Origin of the sequence: Pseudomonas huaxiensis (assembly GCF_003231275.1) — a bacterium.
GTDB lineage: Bacteria > Pseudomonadota > Gammaproteobacteria > Pseudomonadales > Pseudomonadaceae > Aquipseudomonas > Aquipseudomonas huaxiensis.
In genome coordinates, this window is the sequence record NZ_QKVL01000004.1 from 54,706 (window position 1) to 70,007 (window position 15,302).

Consider the following 15,302-nt stretch of genomic DNA (forward strand, 5'->3'; position numbering starts at 1 on the left):
CACCCCTTCATCTGTCGTTGCCCCCAGCCTTGTCGCTCCAGCGGACAAGCCGCGCCGACAGTGGCCCGCGGAGATCCCGATGACCGAATCCACCGAACGTGACGAACGCCACCTGGCGCGCATGCTGCGCAAAAAGGCGGTGATCGACGAGCGCATCGCCAACTCCCCGAATGAATGCGGCCTGTTGCTGGTGCTCAGCGGCAATGGCAAGGGCAAGAGCAGCTCGGCCTTCGGCATGCTCGCCCGGGCCCTCGGCCACGGCATGCAGTGCGGCGTGGTGCAGTTCATCAAGGGGCGCAACGCTACCGGCGAAGAGCTGTTCTTCCGCCGCTTCCCCGAGCAGGTGCGCTATCACGTGATGGGCGAGGGCTTCACCTGGGAAACCCAGGACCGCCAGCGCGACATCGCCGCCGCCGAAGCCGCCTGGGCGGTTTCCCGGCAACTGCTGCAGGACCCGAGCATCGGCTTCGTGGTGCTCGATGAGCTGAACATCGCCCTCAAGCACGGTTACCTCGACCTCGAACAGGTGCTCTCCGACCTGCAGGCTCGTCCGCCGATGCAGCACGTGATAGTTACCGGCCGCGGCGCCAAGGACGAGATGATCGAACTGGCCGACACCGTTACCGAAATGGGCATGATCAAGCACGCCTTCCAGGCCGGCATCCGTGCCCAGAAGGGCGTCGAACTATGAGCGACACCCGGCATTGCCCGGCGGTACTGATCGCCGCGCCGGCTTCCGGCCAGGGCAAGACCACCGTCACCGCGGCCCTGGCCCGTCTGCACCGTAACCAGGGGCGCAAGGTCCGGGTCTTCAAGTGCGGCCCGGATTTCCTCGACCCGATGATTCTCGAACGTGCCAGCGGTGCGCCGGTGTACCAGCTCGACCTGTGGATGGTCGGTGCCGAGGAGAGCCGGCGCCTGCTCTGGGAAGCGGCGGCCGAGGCCGATCTGATCCTGATCGAAGGCGTCATGGGGTTGTTCGACGGCACGCCGTCCAGCGCCGACCTGGCGCGGCATTTTGGCGTGCCGGTGCTGGCGGTGATCGACGGCACTGCCATGGCCCAGACCTTCGGCGCCCTGGCCCTCGGCCTGGCTCGTTACCAGCCAGACCTGCCGTTCGCCGGGGTGCTGGCCAACCGGGTCGGCTCGCTGCGCCACGCGCAACTGCTGGAAGGCAGCCTCACCGAAGGGCTGCGCTGGTATGGCGGGCTGTCGCGGGAGACCGGTATCGAACTGCCGAGTCGCCACCTCGGGCTGGTTCAGGCCAGCGAGCTGACCGACCTCGACCTGCGCCTCGATGCCGCCGCCAAGGCGCTGGGCGACAGTTGCCAGTCGGCCTTGCCGCCGCCGGTGGCGTTCAGCGGGCCGGCGCCGCGCAGCATCGAGCGTCGTCTTGAGGGCGTGCGCATTGCCGTGGCCCGCGACGAAGCGTTCGCTTTCACCTACGGCGCCAACCTTGAGCTGCTGCGGGCGATGGGCGCTGAACTGAGTTTCTTCTCGCCGGTCCACGACCGCGAAATTCCGCCGGCCGACAGCCTGTACCTGCCCGGGGGCTACCCGGAACTGCACCACCACACCCTCGCCGCAAACGCACCGATGCTGGCAGCCATCCGCGCCCACCATCAGGCAGGCAAGCCGTTGCTGGCCGAGTGCGGGGGCATGCTCTTCCTGCTCGATGCGCTGACCGATGTCGCGGGCGAGCGTGCCGAGCTGGCCGGGCTGCTGTCCGGCGAAGCGGTGATGCAGAAGCGCCTTGCCGCGCTGGCCCTGCAAGCGGTGGAACTGCCGGAAGGCACCCTGCGTGGGCACACTTACCACCATTCGCTGACCAGCACCGAACTGGAACCCATCGCCCGCGGCCAGAGCCCCAACGGCGGACGCGGCGCCGAAGCGGTCTACCGCCTTGGCCGGTTGACCGCTTCGTACGTGCATTTTTACTTCCCGTCCAACCCTGATGCGACGGCGGCGCTGCTGGCACCATGAGCGAACACGCCTACAGCGAGGCCGAGCGCGCGGCGATCTACCGGGCCATTGGCGAGCGCCGCGACATGCGCCATTTCAGCGGTGGCGAAGTAGCGCCCGAGTTGCTTGTCCGTCTGCTGGACGCGGCGCACCAGGCGCCCAGCGTCGGCTTGATGCAGCCTTGGCGCTTCATCCGCATTACCCGTCGCGACCTGCGTCAGCGCATCCAGGCGCTGGTGGAGGACGAGCGCATACGCACCGCCGAAGCGCTGGGGCAGCGCTCCGATGAGTTCATGAAACTCAAGGTCGAAGGCATCAACGACTGCGCCGAAGTGCTGGTCGCCGCGCTGATGGACAAGCGCGAGGCGCATATCTTCGGCCGTCGTACCTTGCCGGAAATGGACCTCGCCTCGCTGTCCTGCGCCATCCAGAACCTGTGGCTGGCGGCCCGCGCCGAAGGCCTGGGGATGGGCTGGGTGTCGCTGTTCGATCCACAGGCACTGGCCGAACTGCTGGGCATGCCGGTGGGGGCCAAGCCGCTGGCGATTCTCTGCCTGGGCCCGGTGCACGAATTTTACCCGGCGCCGATGCTGGCGCTGGAAGGCTGGACCACGCCGCGACCGCTGGCGGACATGCTGTTTGAAAACCAATGGGGAGAAGCCGAATGAGTGTGGCCTTGCTGACCGTGGCCGGGGTGGCGCTGGATGCGCTGCTGGGCGAACCGCGGCGCTGGCATCCGCTGGTGGCGTTCGGAAACATGGCCGGGCGCCTGGAACAGCGTTTCAACGCGGGCGGGCGCGGCTGGCGCAGCCATGGCGTCACGGCCTGGGTTCTCGCGGTGGTTCCTTTGACGCTATTGGTCACGGCCTTGTCCTGGCTGCCCTACATCGGCTGGTTGGTGGAGATCCTTGCGCTGTACTGCGCTCTCGGTCTGCGCAGCCTTGGCGAGCATGTGCAGCCGGTGGCCGATGCCCTGCGGGCTGGCGACCTGGACGAAGCGCGTCAGCGCGTGGGATATCTGGTCAGCCGGCAGACTTCCGAGCTGGACGAAACCGCCGTGGCCCGTGCCGCGACCGAGTCGGTGCTGGAGAACGGCAGCGACGCGGTGTTCGCTGCGTTGTTCTGGTTCGTCGTTGCTGGCGCGCCGGGGGTGGTGCTCTATCGTCTGAGCAATACGCTGGATGCCATGTGGGGTTACCGCAATGAACGCTTCGAGCGCTTCGGCTGGGCCGCGGCGCGTATCGACGATGTGCTCAATTACCTGCCGGCGCGGCTGGTGGCGCTGACCTATGCGCTGCTGGGCAAGACCCGTCTGGCGCTCAAGTGCTGGCGCCAGCAGGCGCCGCAATGGGACAGCCCCAACGCCGGCCCGGTGATGGCGGCGGGGGCCGGTGCCCTTGGCGTCGAGCTGGGCGGGCCGGCGGTCTACCACGGTGAATTGCACGAGCGTGCCCGCCTGGGCGAAGGCCCGGCGGCCGATGCCGGCGCCATCGAGCGCGGCTGGCGGCTGGTGTGCCAGGGCGTCTGGTTGTGGCTGTTGCTGCTGTGCCTGGGAGCCGAATTCTATGCTTGAACACGGTGGCCGCCTGCTGCGGGCGATTGAGCACTACGGCATCGCCCGCGAGGACTGGCTGGACCTGTCCAGCGGCATCGCGCCCTGGTCTTTTCCGATTCCCGAGATTCCACTGCGCGCCTGGGCGCGACTGCCAGAAACCGATGATGGCCTGGAGCAGGCGGCGGCCGGGTATTACGGCGTCTCGCACCTCCTGCCGGTGGCCGGCTCACAGGCGGCGATCCAGGCGCTGCCGCGCTTGCGTCCGCGCTGCACCGTCGGCGTGCTCTCGCCGTGCTATGCCGAGCATGCCGAAGGCTGGCGCCGCGCCGGGCATCACGTGCTGGAACTGAGCGAGGAACAGCTCGCCGGGCAACTCGACCACCTCGACGTGCTGGTGGTGGTCAACCCGAACAACCCCACGGGCCGCCTGCTGGCAGCGGACACCTTGCTCGACTGGCATCAGCGCCTGTCGCGCCACGGCGGCTGGCTGTTGGTGGACGAAGCCTTCATGGACAACACGCCGGCGCAGAGCATCGCCGCGCATAGCGCGCGCGAGGGCCTGATCGTCCTGCGTTCGTTCGGCAAGTTCTTCGGCCTGGCCGGGGTGCGCCTTGGCTGTGTGCTGGCCGAGCCGTTGCTGCTGCGGGCGCTGGCCGAAGAGTTGGGGCCCTGGTCCGTCAGCGGCCCGACCCGGGCGCTGGCCCAGGCCTGTTTCACTGATCTGGCCAGCCAGCGTCAGCAGACCGAACGCTGCGCCGCTGCCAGCGCCCGTCTCGCCGCGTTGCTGGACAGCGCCGGGCTCACGCCCTCCGGCGGCTGCGACCTGTTCCAGTACCTGCGCCATGAGCAGGCCGCTGCCATTCACGATTTCATGGCCCGGCGCGGCATTCTCCTGCGCCTGTTCGATCATCCGCCGAGCCTGCGCTTCGGCCTGCCCGCCGAGGACGCCGACTGGCAGCGGCTGGCCGTGGCGCTGGACGACTACCGCAAGGAAACGCCATGACCACCCTGATGGTGCAAGGCACCACCTCCGATGCCGGCAAAAGCACGCTGGTGACCGCGCTGTGCCGCTGGCTGAAACGCCAGGGTGTCGGCGTGGTGCCGTTCAAGCCGCAGAACATGGCGCTGAACAGCGCGGTCACCGCCGACGGCGGTGAAATCGGCCGCGCCCAGGCAGTCCAGGCTCAGGCCGCGGGCCTGGAACCGCACACCGACATGAACCCGGTGCTGCTCAAGCCCAACAGCGACACCGGTGCGCAGGTCATCATCCATGGCCGCGCAGTCACCAGCATGAACGCGGTGGCCTATCACGACTATAAGGCCATCGCCATGCAGGCGGTCCTGGCTTCGCACCAACGCCTCAGCGCCGCCTGGCCAGTGGTGATGGTGGAAGGCGCCGGCTCGCCGGCCGAGATCAACCTGCGCGCGGGTGATATCGCCAACATGGGCTTCGCTGAGGCGGTGGACTGCCCGGTGATCCTGATCGCTGATATCAACCGCGGCGGCGTCTTCGCCCACCTGGTCGGCACGCTGGAGCTGCTTTCGCCAAGCGAGCAGGCGCGGGTCAAGGGCTTTGTCATCAACCGTTTCCGTGGCGACATCGCCTTGTTGCAGCCGGGCCTGGACTGGCTCGAAGCGCGAACCGGCAAACCGGTGCTCGGCGTGCTGCCCTACGTCACCGACCTGCACCTGGAAGCCGAGGACGGCCTCGACCGGCGCCAGGGCGACAAGGTCGCGCAGGTGCTCAAGGTGATCGTGCCGGTGCTGCCGCGCATCAGTAACCACACCGATTTCGATCCGCTGCGCCTGCACCCGCAAGTGGACCTGCAATTCATCGGCCCCGGCCAGCCGATTCCGCCAGCCGACCTGATCATCCTGCCCGGCTCCAAAAGCGTGCGCGGCGACCTGGCGCAACTTCGCGAGCGCGGCTGGGAACAGGCCATCGCCCGCCACCTGCGCTACGGCGGCAAGGTTCTGGGGATTTGCGGCGGCCTGCAGATGCTCGGGCGCGATGTGCAAGATCCACTGGGCCTGGAAGGCGCCGCTGGCAGTAGTCCGGGCCTGGGCCTGCTGGACTACGCCACGGTGCTGGAAACCCACAAGCAATTGCGCAATGTCAGCGGCGTTCTTGAACTGGAACAGGCGGCGATCAGCGGTTACGAGATTCATGCCGGCGTGACCAGCGGCGCGGCCCTGGACCGTCCGGCGGTGCAGCTGGCCGATGGCCGCCGCGACGGGGCCATCAGCGCCGACGGGCAGATCCTCGCCACCTACCTGCATGGTCTGTTCGAAGCGCCGGACTCTTGCGCCGCGTTGCTGCGCTGGGCCGGGCTGAGCGAGGTTCAGCGGATCGACTATCACGCCCTGCGCGAACGCGATATCGAACGCCTGGCCGATCTGGTGGACAGCCACCTGGATTGCGCCCGGCTCCGTCAACTCTGTGGGCTCGACTGACATGCTCAACCTGATTCTCGGTGGCGCCCGCTCGGGCAAGAGCCGCCTGGCCGAACAGCGCGCTGTGGATAGCGGCTTGGCGGTGACCTACATCGCCACCAGCGAACCGCTCGACGGTGAAATGAACGCCCGGGTGCAACTGCACCGCGAGCGCCGCCCCGCCGAATGGGCCTTGATCGAAGAGCCCGTGGCTCTGGCCCGGGTCCTCCAGGCCGAAGCCGCCAGCGACCGTTGCCTGCTGGTGGACTGCCTGACCCTGTGGCTGACCAACCTGCTGATGCTCGAAGACCCGCAGCGCCTGGCCGCCGAGCGCGACGCGCTGCTGGCCTGCCTGCCGACGCTACCGGGCGAGATTATCCTGGTCAGCAACGAAACCGGCCTCGGCGTGGTGCCCATGGGCGAACTGACCCGGCGTTACGTCGATGAAGCCGGCTGGTTGCACCAGGCCATCGCCGAACGTTGCCAGCGCGTGGTGCTGACCGTCGCGGGCTTGCCGCTTTTCCTCAAAGGAGCCGAATCATGAGTCAAACCTGGTGGCTGAAGCCTTGTCGCGCCGCCGACGAATCGGTGCGCGACGCCGCGCTGGCGCGTCAGCAGCAACTGACCAAACCGGCCGGCTCCCTTGGCCGGCTGGAGCAGGTGGCGGTGACCCTGGCCGCGCTGCAGGGCCGGGTGAAGCCGGCGCTGGAGCAGGTCTGGATCAGCATTTTCGCGGGCGATCACGGCGTGGTTGCCGAAGGCATTTCCGCTTATCCGCAAGAAGTTACCGGACAGATGCTGCTGAACTTCGTCAGCGGCGGTGCGGCCATCAGCGTGCTTGCCCGGCAATTGGAAGCACGGCTGGAGGTGGTTGACCTCGGCACGGTGAACCTGGCGCTGGATCTGCCCGGCGTGCGCCACCTGCGCATCGCTCCCGGCACCGCCAACTTCGCCCGCGAGCCGGCGATGACTGACGAGCAGGGCCGGCAGGCGCTGCAAGCGGGGCGCGACAGTGTGTTGCGTGCGGTCGAGGCGGGTGCGCGGCTGTTTATCGGGGGTGAAATGGGCATCGGTAACACCACCGCCGCCAGTGCTCTGGCCTGCGCTTTGCTCGGCTGCCCGGCGACTGAACTGAGCGGGCCAGGCACCGGTCTGGACGCGGCGGGCGTACGGCACAAGGCGGCAGTAATCGAGGCGGCGCTGGAGCGTCATGCCGAGGTCAACGGCGATCCGCTGCTGGCGCTGTTCCATGTCGGCGGCCTGGAAATCGCGGCGCTGGTCGGCGCTTATCTGGCCTGTGCTCAGGAAGGCGTGGCGGTGCTGGTGGACGGATTTATCTGCACCGTGGCGGCGCTGGTGGCGGTGCGAATCAATCCGTCTTGCCGCGAGTGGCTGTTCTTCGGTCATCGCGGCGCCGAGCCGGGCCATCGCCGCGTGCTGGCGGAACTGGACGGCGAGCCGCTGCTGGAACTGGGCCTGCGCCTGGGCGAGGGCAGTGGCGCGGCGTTGGCGGTGCCGCTGTTGCGTCTGGCCTGCGATCTGCACGGGCAGATGGCGACTTTCGCCGAAGCCGCGGTGGCGGACCGTCCGGCATGATCCTCGACCTGCTGCGGCACGGTGAAACCGAACTGGGCGGCGGCTTTCGCGGCAGCCTTGATGATGCTTTGACTGAGCAGGGTTGGGCGCAGATGCACGCAGCGGTGTCCGAAGCCGGGCCTTGGGATCAACTGGTGAGTTCGCCGTTGCAGCGCTGCGCGCGGTTTGCCGAGGTGCTGGCCGCGCGTCTGGAACTGCCGCTGGCGCTGGAGCCAGGGCTTCAGGAGCTGCATTTCGGTGAGTGGGAAGGGCGCAGCGCCCTCGATCTGATGCAAGACCACGAACAGGCGCTGGGCGAATTCTGGGCCGACCCCTATGGTTTCACGCCGCCGGAGGGCGAGCCGGTGGAGGCGTTTTCCGCGCGGGTGCTGGCCGCGTTGGAGCGTTTGCAGGTGGCTTATGCCGGTCAGCGGGTGTTGCTGGTGACGCATGGCGGGGTCATGCGCCTGTTGCTGGCGCGCGCCCGTGGCTTGCCCCGTGAGCAGTTGTTACAGGTGCAGGTCGGCCATGGTGCGTTGCATCGGCTGCATGTCGAGGCAGGCGGTCGCCTGCTGGAAGCTTGCCAGCGCTAAATGAACCCTGTGGGGGCTTGCGGCGCCTCGCGACGGTTCGGCGCCCCGACAAGCTCGCTCCTACAAATCCGGGGCACATCGTCCTCTGTAGGAGCGAGCTTGCTCCCGATGCGCTTGAAGCCGGCTCCCCAAGTAGACTTTTCCAGGAGAGATAAATCGATGTTGCCGTTCTGGATCGCCTTGCAGTTCCTCAGCAGCCTGCCGGTGACCTTGCCGGGCATGCCATCGCCCCAGCAGAACGGGCGCTCGTTGCTCTTCTATCCGTTGGTGGGGCTGTTGTTCGGTGTGCTGCTCTGGGGTTTGAACAGTCTGTTGGCCGGTAGTCCGCCGCTGTTGCATGCGGCGTTGCTGCTGAGTGCCTGGGTTGCCTTGAGCGGCGGCCTTCACCTAGACGGCCTGGCCGATAGCGCCGATGCCTGGCTGGGCGGTTTCGGCGATCGCGAGCGCACATTGACCATCATGAAGGATCCGCGCAGCGGGCCGATTGCGGTGGTCACGCTGGTGTTGGTGCTGCTGCTCAAGTTCTGCGCGTTGCTGGCCCTGATCGAGGCGGGGCAGGGCGCACTGCTGTTGCTCGCGCCGGTTACAGGACGGGCGGCGATGCTGGCGCTGTTTCTCAATACGCCTTATGTACGGCCCGGCGGCCTCGGCCAGGCGCTGGCCGAACACCTGCCACGGCGCGGCGCGACCTGGGTGCTGTTGCTGAGTGGCGCAGGCTGTTTGCTCCTGGGCGGAGGCGCGGCAGCGGTGGCACTGCTGGCGGCGGCGCTGGCCTTTTTCGCCCTGCGCCGTTCGATGATGCGACGACTGGGCGGCACCACCGGCGACACCGCTGGCGCCGTGCTGGAGCTGCTGGAAATGGTGGTTTTGCTGACCCTGGCCCTGAAGCTCGGCTGAAATATTCTGTTGCGTTTACCGAGGTGCGGGTATATACACGCATCTATGTTGACCAGTATCTGCATCTGCACCCATCTGCGTCGCGCTGCCCGTGGGGTGAGCCGGCATTACGACGAAGCCCTCGAAGGCTTCGGCATCAATGTCGCCCAGTTTTCCCTGCTGCGGCACCTGCAACGCCTCGACAAGCCCAGCATTTCCTCCTTGGCCGAGGCCATGGGCCTGGACCGCAGCACCCTGGGGCGCAACCTCAAGGTATTGGAGGCTGACGGACTGGTAGCGCTGGCCGAGGGCGATGACTTGCGCAATCGCCTGGTGTTGCTCACCGAGCAGGGCAAGGCCCGCGTGCAGGCCGCCGAACCCGCTTGGGAGCAGGCCCAGGAACGGCTGGTGGACAATCTGGGTGAAACCCAGCGCGATGAGCTGGTCCGCTTGCTGAAACAGTTGGCCTGAGTTTTTAACGACCTTAAGCGGGTATATACCCGCAAATAGCTGCCGGCACAGGAGAGAAGAACAATGACATCCGTATGGCGAACCAGTGGTTGGCTGTTGCTGGGCGCGGCCCTGATCCTGGCGTTGTCGCTGGGCGTGCGACACGGCTTTGGCCTGTTCCTGGCGCCGATGAGTGCGGAATTCGGCTGGGGGCGCGGTGTATTCGCCTTCGCCATCGCCTTGCAGAACCTGGTCTGGGGCCTCGCCCAGCCTTTTGCCGGCGCACTGGCTGACCGCCTGGGCGCGGCGAAAGTGGTGGTCATCGGCGGCATACTCTATGCCTGTGGCCTGGTGCTGATGGGTATGTCGGACTCGCCTGTGACGCTGTCCCTCAGCGCCGGTCTGCTGATCGGTATTGGCCTGTCCGGCACGTCGTTCTCGGTAATTCTCGGTGTGGTCGGCCGCGCCGTACCGCCGGAAAAACGCAGCATGGCCATGGGTATCGCCAGCGCTGCCGGCTCGTTCGGCCAGTTCGCCATGCTTCCCGGCACCCTCGGCCTGATCAACTGGCTGGGCTGGTCGCTGGCGTTGCTGGCGCTGGGCCTGATGGTGGCGTTCATCGTGCCGCTGGTGGGCATGCTCAAGGACCGTCCACTGCCCGCCCAAGGGCATGAACAGACCCTCGGCGAGGCGCTGCGTGAAGCCTGTGCGCACCCGGGTTTCTGGCTGCTGGCGCTGGGCTTCTTCGTCTGTGGCTTCCAGGTGGTGTTCATCGGTGTGCACCTGCCGGCCTATCTGGTGGACCAGCACCTGCCGGCGACTACCGGCACCACGGTGCTGGCGCTGGTCGGCCTGTTCAATATCGTCGGCACCTACACCGCCGGCTGGCTCGGCGGGCGGATGTCCAAGCCACGCTTGCTCGCCGCGCTGTACCTGCTACGCAGCGTGGTCATCGTGCTGTTCCTGTGGGCGCCGATCACCACGTTCAGCGCCTACCTGTTCGGCATCGCCATGGGCCTGCTGTGGCTGTCCACCGTGCCACTGACCAACGGCACCGTGGCGACCCTGTTCGGTGTGCGCAATCTGTCGATGCTCGGCGGGATCGTCTTCCTCTTCCATCAACTGGGCGCCTTCCTGGGTGGCTGGCTGGGCGGGGTGGTGTATGACCAGACCGGTAACTACGATCTGGTCTGGCAGATTTCCATCGTCCTCAGCTTGCTGGCCGCGGCGTTGAACTGGCCGGTGCGCGAGCGTCCCGTGGCGCGTCTGCAAGCCACGGCGGGGGCGGCGTGAGTCGGTACGGCCTGTGGTTGTTCGGGCTGTCGCTGGCAGCCCTGTTGCTGGCGTTGGCCTGGTGGGGCTGGCAGCGCGGTGGTCTGGCGCTGATGCAGTTGGGCATGGGCGTCTGTTAGGCGTAGGCTGAAGGTTCGCACCCTAAAAGGAGAACCTTCATGCACGTCCGCCGCCTGTTGATTGCCTCACTCCTGCTCGGCTTCAGTGGTTTTGCCTTGGCCGACGGCTGCCCGGCCTTGCTCCAGGGCGATCTGCAGAAACTGCGCGCCAAAGAGCGGATCGATCTGTGCGAACAGTTTGCCGGCAAGCCGCTGGTGGTGGTCAATACCGCCAGCTATTGCGGTTTTGCCCCGCAGTTCGAAGGGCTTGAAGCGGTCTACAAGGAGTACCACGAGCAGGGGCTGGAAATGCTCGGGGTGCCGTCCAATGACTTCAAGCAGGAAGACGCCGACAGCGAGAAGACCGCGAAGGTCTGCTACGCCAACTACGGTGTGACCTTCACCATGACCGAGCCGCAGCGGGTGCGCGGCGATGACGCCACGCCGCTGTTCCGCGAGCTGGCGCAGCAGAGCAGTGCGCCGAAGTGGAATTTCTACAAGTACGTGGTCGACCGCCAGGGCAAGGTGGTGGCCAATTTCTCCAGCCTGACCAAGCCGGATGATCCGGAGTTCAAGGCAGCCATCGAAAAAGCCATCGCCTCCCGGCCCTGATGCGGCGCGGGGTCATTTCGGCGGGTGGACGGTCCACGACACCAGTTTGATCACGATCGGCCGGACCACCAGCACGCAGGCGAACGCGACCGGCATGGCCAGTTGATAGGCCCGCAGCACATTGCCCAGGTAGTGCTCGTTGACACCGCTGTTTGCGGCGGTGATCACGAAGCACATCAGCATGGCCATGATGGACGACATGTAAAACGCGAAGACGTAGGGCGTGGCGCGGACGCCGAGTTTCGGGCGACGGGTGACGGCGGATGAAGTCATGAATGCTCCTCGAAGGATTCAGTTGAGTGGCCGCAGGTTAACAAGGCCTCCGCGAGGCAAGTAGACGGGCAATTCTTAGGTCTTTATAAAGGGAATCTTACGAATCCAGGAGATTGCCCGTGAACCTGCTGGGCCTGATCAAGAGTTTCATCAAGGTGGTCGAGGCCGGCAGCATCGCCGGTGGCGCCCGCACGCTCGGCCTGAGTGCTGCCGCGGTCAGCCAGAATATCGCCCGTCTTGAAGCGCACCTGCAGGTCCGCCTGCTGGCCCGCACAACCCGCAGCATGGTGCTGACCTCCAGCGGTTCGCTCTATTACGACAAAGTGCGGTCTATCGAGCGCGACCTGGAAGAGGCACAGCAGGCCGTGACCACGGTGGACAGCGAGCCCCAGGGCCGCCTGTGCATCTCCACCTCCTCGGCGTTCGGTCGGCATGTGCTGGGGCGGTTGATTCCTGAATTCAGCGCCCTGTATCCCCGTCTTTCGATTGAATTGCTTACGAGTGACAACAAGGTCGACCACGCTCGCCAAGGTGTCGACGTGAGTATCCGCATCACCCCGCAGCTTGAAGACGGCCTGCTGGCGCGGCACATCGCTCAGGTGCCGTTTGTCTGCTGCGCGTCCCCTGGCTACCTGGCCCGCGAAGGCTGGCCGCAAAGCCCGGAGTCGCTCAAGCAGCGCCGTTGCCTGGTGTTCCGCTACCCGGTGGATGGGCGCTTTCTGCGCTGGGGCTTCGTGCGCGATGGTCTGCGCTTCGATGCCGAGTTCGGCGATGTGCTGATCAGCGACGATATTGACGTCCTGGCCCAAATGGCCGCCCGCGATGGCGGTATCACGCGGCTCGCCGAATTCGTCGCCCGGCCGTATGTGGAGCGCGGCGAGTTGGTGCCGCTGTTCGAGGACCGGGACGGGGAGCAGGCTTACGCCCAGACCGAACCGATGGATATCTACCTGTGCGTCACCGACCGCTTGGCGATGACGCCGAAGGTGCGCGCGTTCCAGGCGTTTCTCCAGGCGAACCTGGGCGATGAGTGGAAGGTGAAATCGCAGCCATGAAAAAACCGCCACGAGGGCGGTTTTTTCATGCAGCCAGACGCGAAATCAGAAGCGGTAGGTCAGGGACGCACCCACACCGTGTGCACTGTTTTCGTAGGTGGCGCGGTACGAGCCCTTGAAGTGCGCAGGGTCGGTCGGCGAGGTGGTCTGGTTGATCTTCGCGTCTTCTTCCCACAGGTAGGAGTAGGCGACGTCGATGGTCATGTCGTCATTCGGGCTCCAGCCGGCACCGAGGCTGAAGATCTTGCGATCGCCAGTCGGAATGCGTGGCGAGCGGTTGACGTTGTTGGTTGGCGACTGGTCGACGGTGAAGCCGGTACGCAGTACCCATTCCTTGTTCAGCTTGTAGGAAGCACCGATGGCGTGTGCCCAGGTGTCATGCCAGTTCTGCTCTTCGCTGATCTGGCTGAGGGTTGGCGCCAGGGCAGCCGGTACGCCGTCGTTGTTGACGGTGATGGCTTCCAGGCGGCTCCAGCGGGTCCAGGTGCTGCCCGCGTAGATGGTCCACTGGTCGTCCAGCTCGTGGGTAACCGAGAAGTCCACCGACTCAGGGGTCTTGATCTTCAGCGAGGCGTCGTACTTGGAGCCGCTCAGCGGACCGAAGCCGGAACCCTGGATCTTGGTGTCGCCTTCGAGCTTGTAGTCGACCATCGAGTGGTAGGTCAGGCCGACGCGGGTGCTGTCGGTGGCCTGTACCAGGATGCCGATGTTGTAGCCGATAGCGGTGTCGTCACCGGAAATCTTCACCTTGCCGTCGTTGCGGCCCAGGGTTGCGCGGTTCAGCGCAGCGGATTCCAGAGCGCCTTCGATACGGTTGATGGTCGGACCGAAACCGATCGAGACCTTGTCGTTGAAGGCGTAGCTGATGGTTGGCTGCAGGGTGACGACTTGTACTTCGGACTTGGTCCCGAAGTAACGGCCGGCAAAGCCGTTTTCATAGTCGGTCAGCAGGCCGAACGGTACGTACATACCGAAACCGAAGGCCCAGTGGTCATCGATCGGCTTGACGTAGTAGCCCATCGGGACGCCAACCACGGGAACCATGTCGCCGTCGTTGCTGCCGCCGAAGGTGCCGCTCGCGTGCTTGATGTCGGTCTTGGCGATGACGGCGGCGCCGCCAACGGTGACTTGTTCGCGCTTCAGGCGCGACATGCCGGCAGGGTTGCCAAACACGGTGCTGGCGTCATCGGCAGTAGAAGAACGTCCCGCGAAACCGGTGCCCATGCCGCTGATGCTCTGTTCGTTGAGCGCAAAACCGCTGGCGAACAGGTTGGAAGAGGCGAGGGCAACGGCAAGACTGAGGGTGGTTTTGACGAGTGTGACTTTTTTCATTATTAGAACTCCAGGGGATCACCGGGGCGCAAATTACCAATATTTTTCTACATGCGCTATAGGCTGTATCGCCGGAGATAGAGCGGTTTTGTAGGACAATCCGACCATTATTGGTAATTTTTCCGTTTGCTGATGTAGTTATTTTCCTAACATGCCTGGCGTTCCAGTGGCGTGATGCACGCCTGCCAAGCCCGGGTGAAGTCGCGCAGCCGGCCCTGCGGCTGAAATATCTGGCGCCATATTTTCGCCATGCCGAGCAGGTCATCTGCATCGGGCAACCGGGGCGCTTGTTCTTCGATCAGCATCCAGGCAATCGCGGTCGCGTAACGAAGATTGACCGTCAGTTCCAGGTGCGGGCCGTTGAGAAAGGCATGTTGACTAGCCAGACCGCGCACCAGGCTGGCCAGTTCCGGATCGCGGGCGAGAAAGTGATCCCAGACGGATTGGTGACGCAGTTCAGCGATGCGGTAGAGGCCATGGCCGCGGCGGTCGTGGAGGGCGGCGCCGAGGGCTGACTGGCTGGCCGCTACGCCCAGTAGAAGGGCTTCGGCGCTGGGGCAGTGACGGTCCAGGTAGATCAAGGTCGGACGGATCACGTATTGGCTCAACTCGCTCGCGGCGATACCCATAATGCCCTCGAACTGAAAAGTGGCCGGCGGGACGCTGGTGCTTGGCAGCAGGTGGTCGGGGGTCAGGCCCGCCGGAAGCGGACAGGGCCGCTTGAGTTGAAGTGTAGTGTCATATTTGCGCTGTAAAGGGCTGTTTTTAAATCATTTCCGGCTTTTCGTTATAGGTAATATGCCGTTAGGTGATTAAAAATCAGGGGTGTTTCAGGCGTGCCGGAACGGCGATGCGGATAGCAAAAGCCCCTCGGATGAGGGGCTTGGGCGTGTGTCCATCAGGCGACGAGCGCCTGGCGGGTCCGGTCGATGACCGCTTGCAGCGGCTCGGCACCGGTGTATTGGTCGGGGTAAAGACGTTCGCTGTGTTGAGCGATACCGTGTTCGTCGACCAGGGTGAAGCTGAAGCTGTTCTTGCGCGAGGCGAGAATGATGCAGTTCAGTGGCGCAAAAGCCTGGGAGAGGGTGCGAATGGCAGCCTGAGTACGGGTGTTTTGATTCATCATTATTGGAAGTTCCTGCATGAGATACGGCAGTTTGAGCCGTATATATTTCAAACGTTCCAGTAACGCTGG

Annotated in this window: 19 protein-coding genes; 15 read left to right on the forward strand and 4 right to left on the reverse strand. The window is 65.3% G+C overall.

The features are described from left to right. Window positions 1-79: 79 nt before the first annotated feature. From cobO to DM374_RS06760, 14 genes are all read left to right on the forward strand, one after another. On the forward strand, window positions 80-691 hold the full coding sequence (cobO, locus tag DM374_RS06700; protein ID WP_095155413.1) for a cob(I)yrinic acid a,c-diamide adenosyltransferase: 612 nt from the start codon (window positions 80-82) through the stop codon (window positions 689-691). After that, on the forward strand, window positions 688-1,983 hold the full coding sequence (locus DM374_RS06705) for a cobyrinate a,c-diamide synthase (RefSeq protein WP_110969171.1): 1,296 nt from the start codon (window positions 688-690) through the stop codon (window positions 1,981-1,983). Before cobO ends, DM374_RS06705 begins: the two co-directional genes overlap by 4 nt. Continuing rightward, window positions 1,980-2,630, forward strand: coding sequence for a 5,6-dimethylbenzimidazole synthase (gene bluB / locus DM374_RS06710; RefSeq protein ID WP_110969172.1), 651 nt, complete (start codon window positions 1,980-1,982; stop codon window positions 2,628-2,630). Before DM374_RS06705 ends, bluB begins: the two co-directional genes overlap by 4 nt. Continuing rightward, entirely contained in the window at window positions 2,627-3,535 is a 909-nt protein-coding gene (gene cbiB, locus DM374_RS06715; RefSeq protein WP_110969173.1) for an adenosylcobinamide-phosphate synthase CbiB, read from the forward strand. Before bluB ends, cbiB begins: the two co-directional genes overlap by 4 nt. Next, on the forward strand, window positions 3,528-4,520 hold the full coding sequence (gene cobD, locus DM374_RS06720; RefSeq protein WP_110969174.1) for a threonine-phosphate decarboxylase CobD: 993 nt from the start codon (window positions 3,528-3,530) through the stop codon (window positions 4,518-4,520). The genes cbiB and cobD overlap by 8 nt, the downstream gene beginning before the upstream one ends. Further along, the gene (locus DM374_RS06725) at window positions 4,517-5,971 is read left to right on the forward strand and encodes a cobyric acid synthase (RefSeq protein WP_110969175.1); all 1,455 of its coding nucleotides are present in this window, start codon (window positions 4,517-4,519) and stop codon (window positions 5,969-5,971) included. The genes cobD and DM374_RS06725 overlap by 4 nt, the downstream gene beginning before the upstream one ends. 1 nt (window position 5,972) lies before the next feature. Then, window positions 5,973-6,494, forward strand: a complete 522-nt coding sequence (gene cobU / locus DM374_RS06730; protein ID WP_110969176.1) for a bifunctional adenosylcobinamide kinase/adenosylcobinamide-phosphate guanylyltransferase — start codon at window positions 5,973-5,975, stop codon at window positions 6,492-6,494. After that, entirely contained in the window at window positions 6,491-7,546 is a 1,056-nt protein-coding gene (cobT, locus tag DM374_RS06735; protein ID WP_110969177.1) for a nicotinate-nucleotide--dimethylbenzimidazole phosphoribosyltransferase, read from the forward strand. The genes cobU and cobT overlap by 4 nt, the downstream gene beginning before the upstream one ends. Continuing rightward, the gene (gene cobC / locus DM374_RS06740; RefSeq protein WP_110969178.1) at window positions 7,543-8,118 is read left to right on the forward strand and encodes an alpha-ribazole phosphatase family protein; all 576 of its coding nucleotides are present in this window, start codon (window positions 7,543-7,545) and stop codon (window positions 8,116-8,118) included. Before cobT ends, cobC begins: the two co-directional genes overlap by 4 nt. Before the next feature lie 159 nt (window positions 8,119-8,277). After that, the gene (locus DM374_RS06745; RefSeq protein ID WP_110969179.1) at window positions 8,278-9,015 is read left to right on the forward strand and encodes an adenosylcobinamide-GDP ribazoletransferase; all 738 of its coding nucleotides are present in this window, start codon (window positions 8,278-8,280) and stop codon (window positions 9,013-9,015) included. 45 nt (window positions 9,016-9,060) lie between these two features. Next, entirely contained in the window at window positions 9,061-9,465 is a 405-nt protein-coding gene (locus DM374_RS06750; RefSeq protein ID WP_110969180.1) for a MarR family winged helix-turn-helix transcriptional regulator, read from the forward strand. A gap of 63 nt (window positions 9,466-9,528) precedes the next feature. Beyond that, window positions 9,529-10,737 carry an MFS transporter gene (locus tag DM374_RS06755; RefSeq protein ID WP_110969181.1) on the forward strand — a complete coding sequence of 403 codons (1,209 nt, stop codon included), beginning with the start codon at window positions 9,529-9,531 and terminating at the stop codon, window positions 10,735-10,737. After that, complete coding sequence (locus DM374_RS34055; RefSeq protein ID WP_263854259.1) at window positions 10,734-10,856, forward strand: hypothetical protein; 123 nt, start codon at window positions 10,734-10,736, stop codon at window positions 10,854-10,856. The genes DM374_RS06755 and DM374_RS34055 overlap by 4 nt, the downstream gene beginning before the upstream one ends. Before the next feature lie 39 nt (window positions 10,857-10,895). Further along, window positions 10,896-11,447 (forward strand): glutathione peroxidase, encoded by a 552-nt coding sequence (locus DM374_RS06760; RefSeq protein ID WP_110969182.1) that lies wholly within the window; start codon window positions 10,896-10,898, stop codon window positions 11,445-11,447. 12 nt (window positions 11,448-11,459) lie between these two features. Here the strand turns inward: DM374_RS06760 and DM374_RS06765 are convergent, their stop codons facing one another. Next, the gene (locus DM374_RS06765; RefSeq protein WP_110969183.1) at window positions 11,460-11,720 is read right to left on the reverse strand and encodes a DUF2798 domain-containing protein; all 261 of its coding nucleotides are present in this window, start codon (window positions 11,718-11,720) and stop codon (window positions 11,460-11,462) included. Window positions 11,721-11,839: 119 nt separating this feature from the next. Between DM374_RS06765 and DM374_RS06770 the strand changes: the two genes are divergently transcribed. After that, window positions 11,840-12,775: a LysR family transcriptional regulator gene (locus DM374_RS06770; RefSeq protein ID WP_110969184.1), complete on the forward strand. Its 936-nt coding sequence runs from the start codon at window positions 11,840-11,842 to the stop codon at window positions 12,773-12,775. A gap of 45 nt (window positions 12,776-12,820) precedes the next feature. Here the strand turns inward: DM374_RS06770 and DM374_RS06775 are convergent, their stop codons facing one another. The 3 genes from DM374_RS06775 to DM374_RS06785 form a co-directional block, all read right to left on the reverse strand. Next, window positions 12,821-14,107, reverse strand: a complete 1,287-nt coding sequence (locus DM374_RS06775) for an OmpP1/FadL family transporter (protein ID WP_110969185.1) — start codon at window positions 14,105-14,107, stop codon at window positions 12,821-12,823. A gap of 146 nt (window positions 14,108-14,253) precedes the next feature. After that, window positions 14,254-14,736 carry a hypothetical protein gene (locus DM374_RS06780; protein WP_110969186.1) on the reverse strand — a complete coding sequence of 161 codons (483 nt, stop codon included), beginning with the start codon at window positions 14,734-14,736 and terminating at the stop codon, window positions 14,254-14,256. A 269-nt stretch (window positions 14,737-15,005) separates the two neighbouring features. Continuing rightward, entirely contained in the window at window positions 15,006-15,230 is a 225-nt protein-coding gene (locus tag DM374_RS06785; RefSeq protein WP_110969363.1) for a hypothetical protein, read from the reverse strand. Between the last annotated feature and the right edge of the window lie 72 nt (window positions 15,231-15,302).

Bases quoted from the DNA above. Each gene is read 5' to 3' on its own strand.
- cobO (WP_095155413.1), top strand. From the start codon at position 80: ATGACCGAATCCACCGAACGTGACGAACGCCACCTGGCGCGCATGCTG.
- DM374_RS06705 (WP_110969171.1), top strand. From the start codon at position 688: ATGAGCGACACCCGGCATTGCCCGGCGGTACTGATCGCCGCGCCGGCT.
- bluB (WP_110969172.1), top strand. From the start codon at position 1,980: ATGAGCGAACACGCCTACAGCGAGGCCGAGCGCGCGGCGATCTACCGG.
- cbiB (WP_110969173.1), top strand. From the start codon at position 2,627: ATGAGTGTGGCCTTGCTGACCGTGGCCGGGGTGGCGCTGGATGCGCTG.
- cobD (WP_110969174.1), top strand. From the start codon at position 3,528: ATGCTTGAACACGGTGGCCGCCTGCTGCGGGCGATTGAGCACTACGGC.
- DM374_RS06725 (WP_110969175.1), top strand. From the start codon at position 4,517: ATGACCACCCTGATGGTGCAAGGCACCACCTCCGATGCCGGCAAAAGC.
- cobU (WP_110969176.1), top strand. From the start codon at position 5,973: ATGCTCAACCTGATTCTCGGTGGCGCCCGCTCGGGCAAGAGCCGCCTG.
- cobT (WP_110969177.1), top strand. From the start codon at position 6,491: ATGAGTCAAACCTGGTGGCTGAAGCCTTGTCGCGCCGCCGACGAATCG.
- cobC (WP_110969178.1), top strand. From the start codon at position 7,543: ATGATCCTCGACCTGCTGCGGCACGGTGAAACCGAACTGGGCGGCGGC.
- DM374_RS06745 (WP_110969179.1), top strand. From the start codon at position 8,278: ATGTTGCCGTTCTGGATCGCCTTGCAGTTCCTCAGCAGCCTGCCGGTG.
- DM374_RS06750 (WP_110969180.1), top strand. From the start codon at position 9,061: ATGTTGACCAGTATCTGCATCTGCACCCATCTGCGTCGCGCTGCCCGT.
- DM374_RS06755 (WP_110969181.1), top strand. From the start codon at position 9,529: ATGACATCCGTATGGCGAACCAGTGGTTGGCTGTTGCTGGGCGCGGCC.
- DM374_RS06760 (WP_110969182.1), top strand. From the start codon at position 10,896: ATGCACGTCCGCCGCCTGTTGATTGCCTCACTCCTGCTCGGCTTCAGT.
- DM374_RS06765 (WP_110969183.1), bottom strand. From the start codon at position 11,720: ATGACTTCATCCGCCGTCACCCGTCGCCCGAAACTCGGCGTCCGCGCC.
- DM374_RS06775 (WP_110969185.1), bottom strand. From the start codon at position 14,107: ATGAAAAAAGTCACACTCGTCAAAACCACCCTCAGTCTTGCCGTTGCC.
- DM374_RS06780 (WP_110969186.1), bottom strand. From the start codon at position 14,736: ATGGGTATCGCCGCGAGCGAGTTGAGCCAATACGTGATCCGTCCGACC.
- DM374_RS06785 (WP_110969363.1), bottom strand. From the start codon at position 15,230: ATGAATCAAAACACCCGTACTCAGGCTGCCATTCGCACCCTCTCCCAG.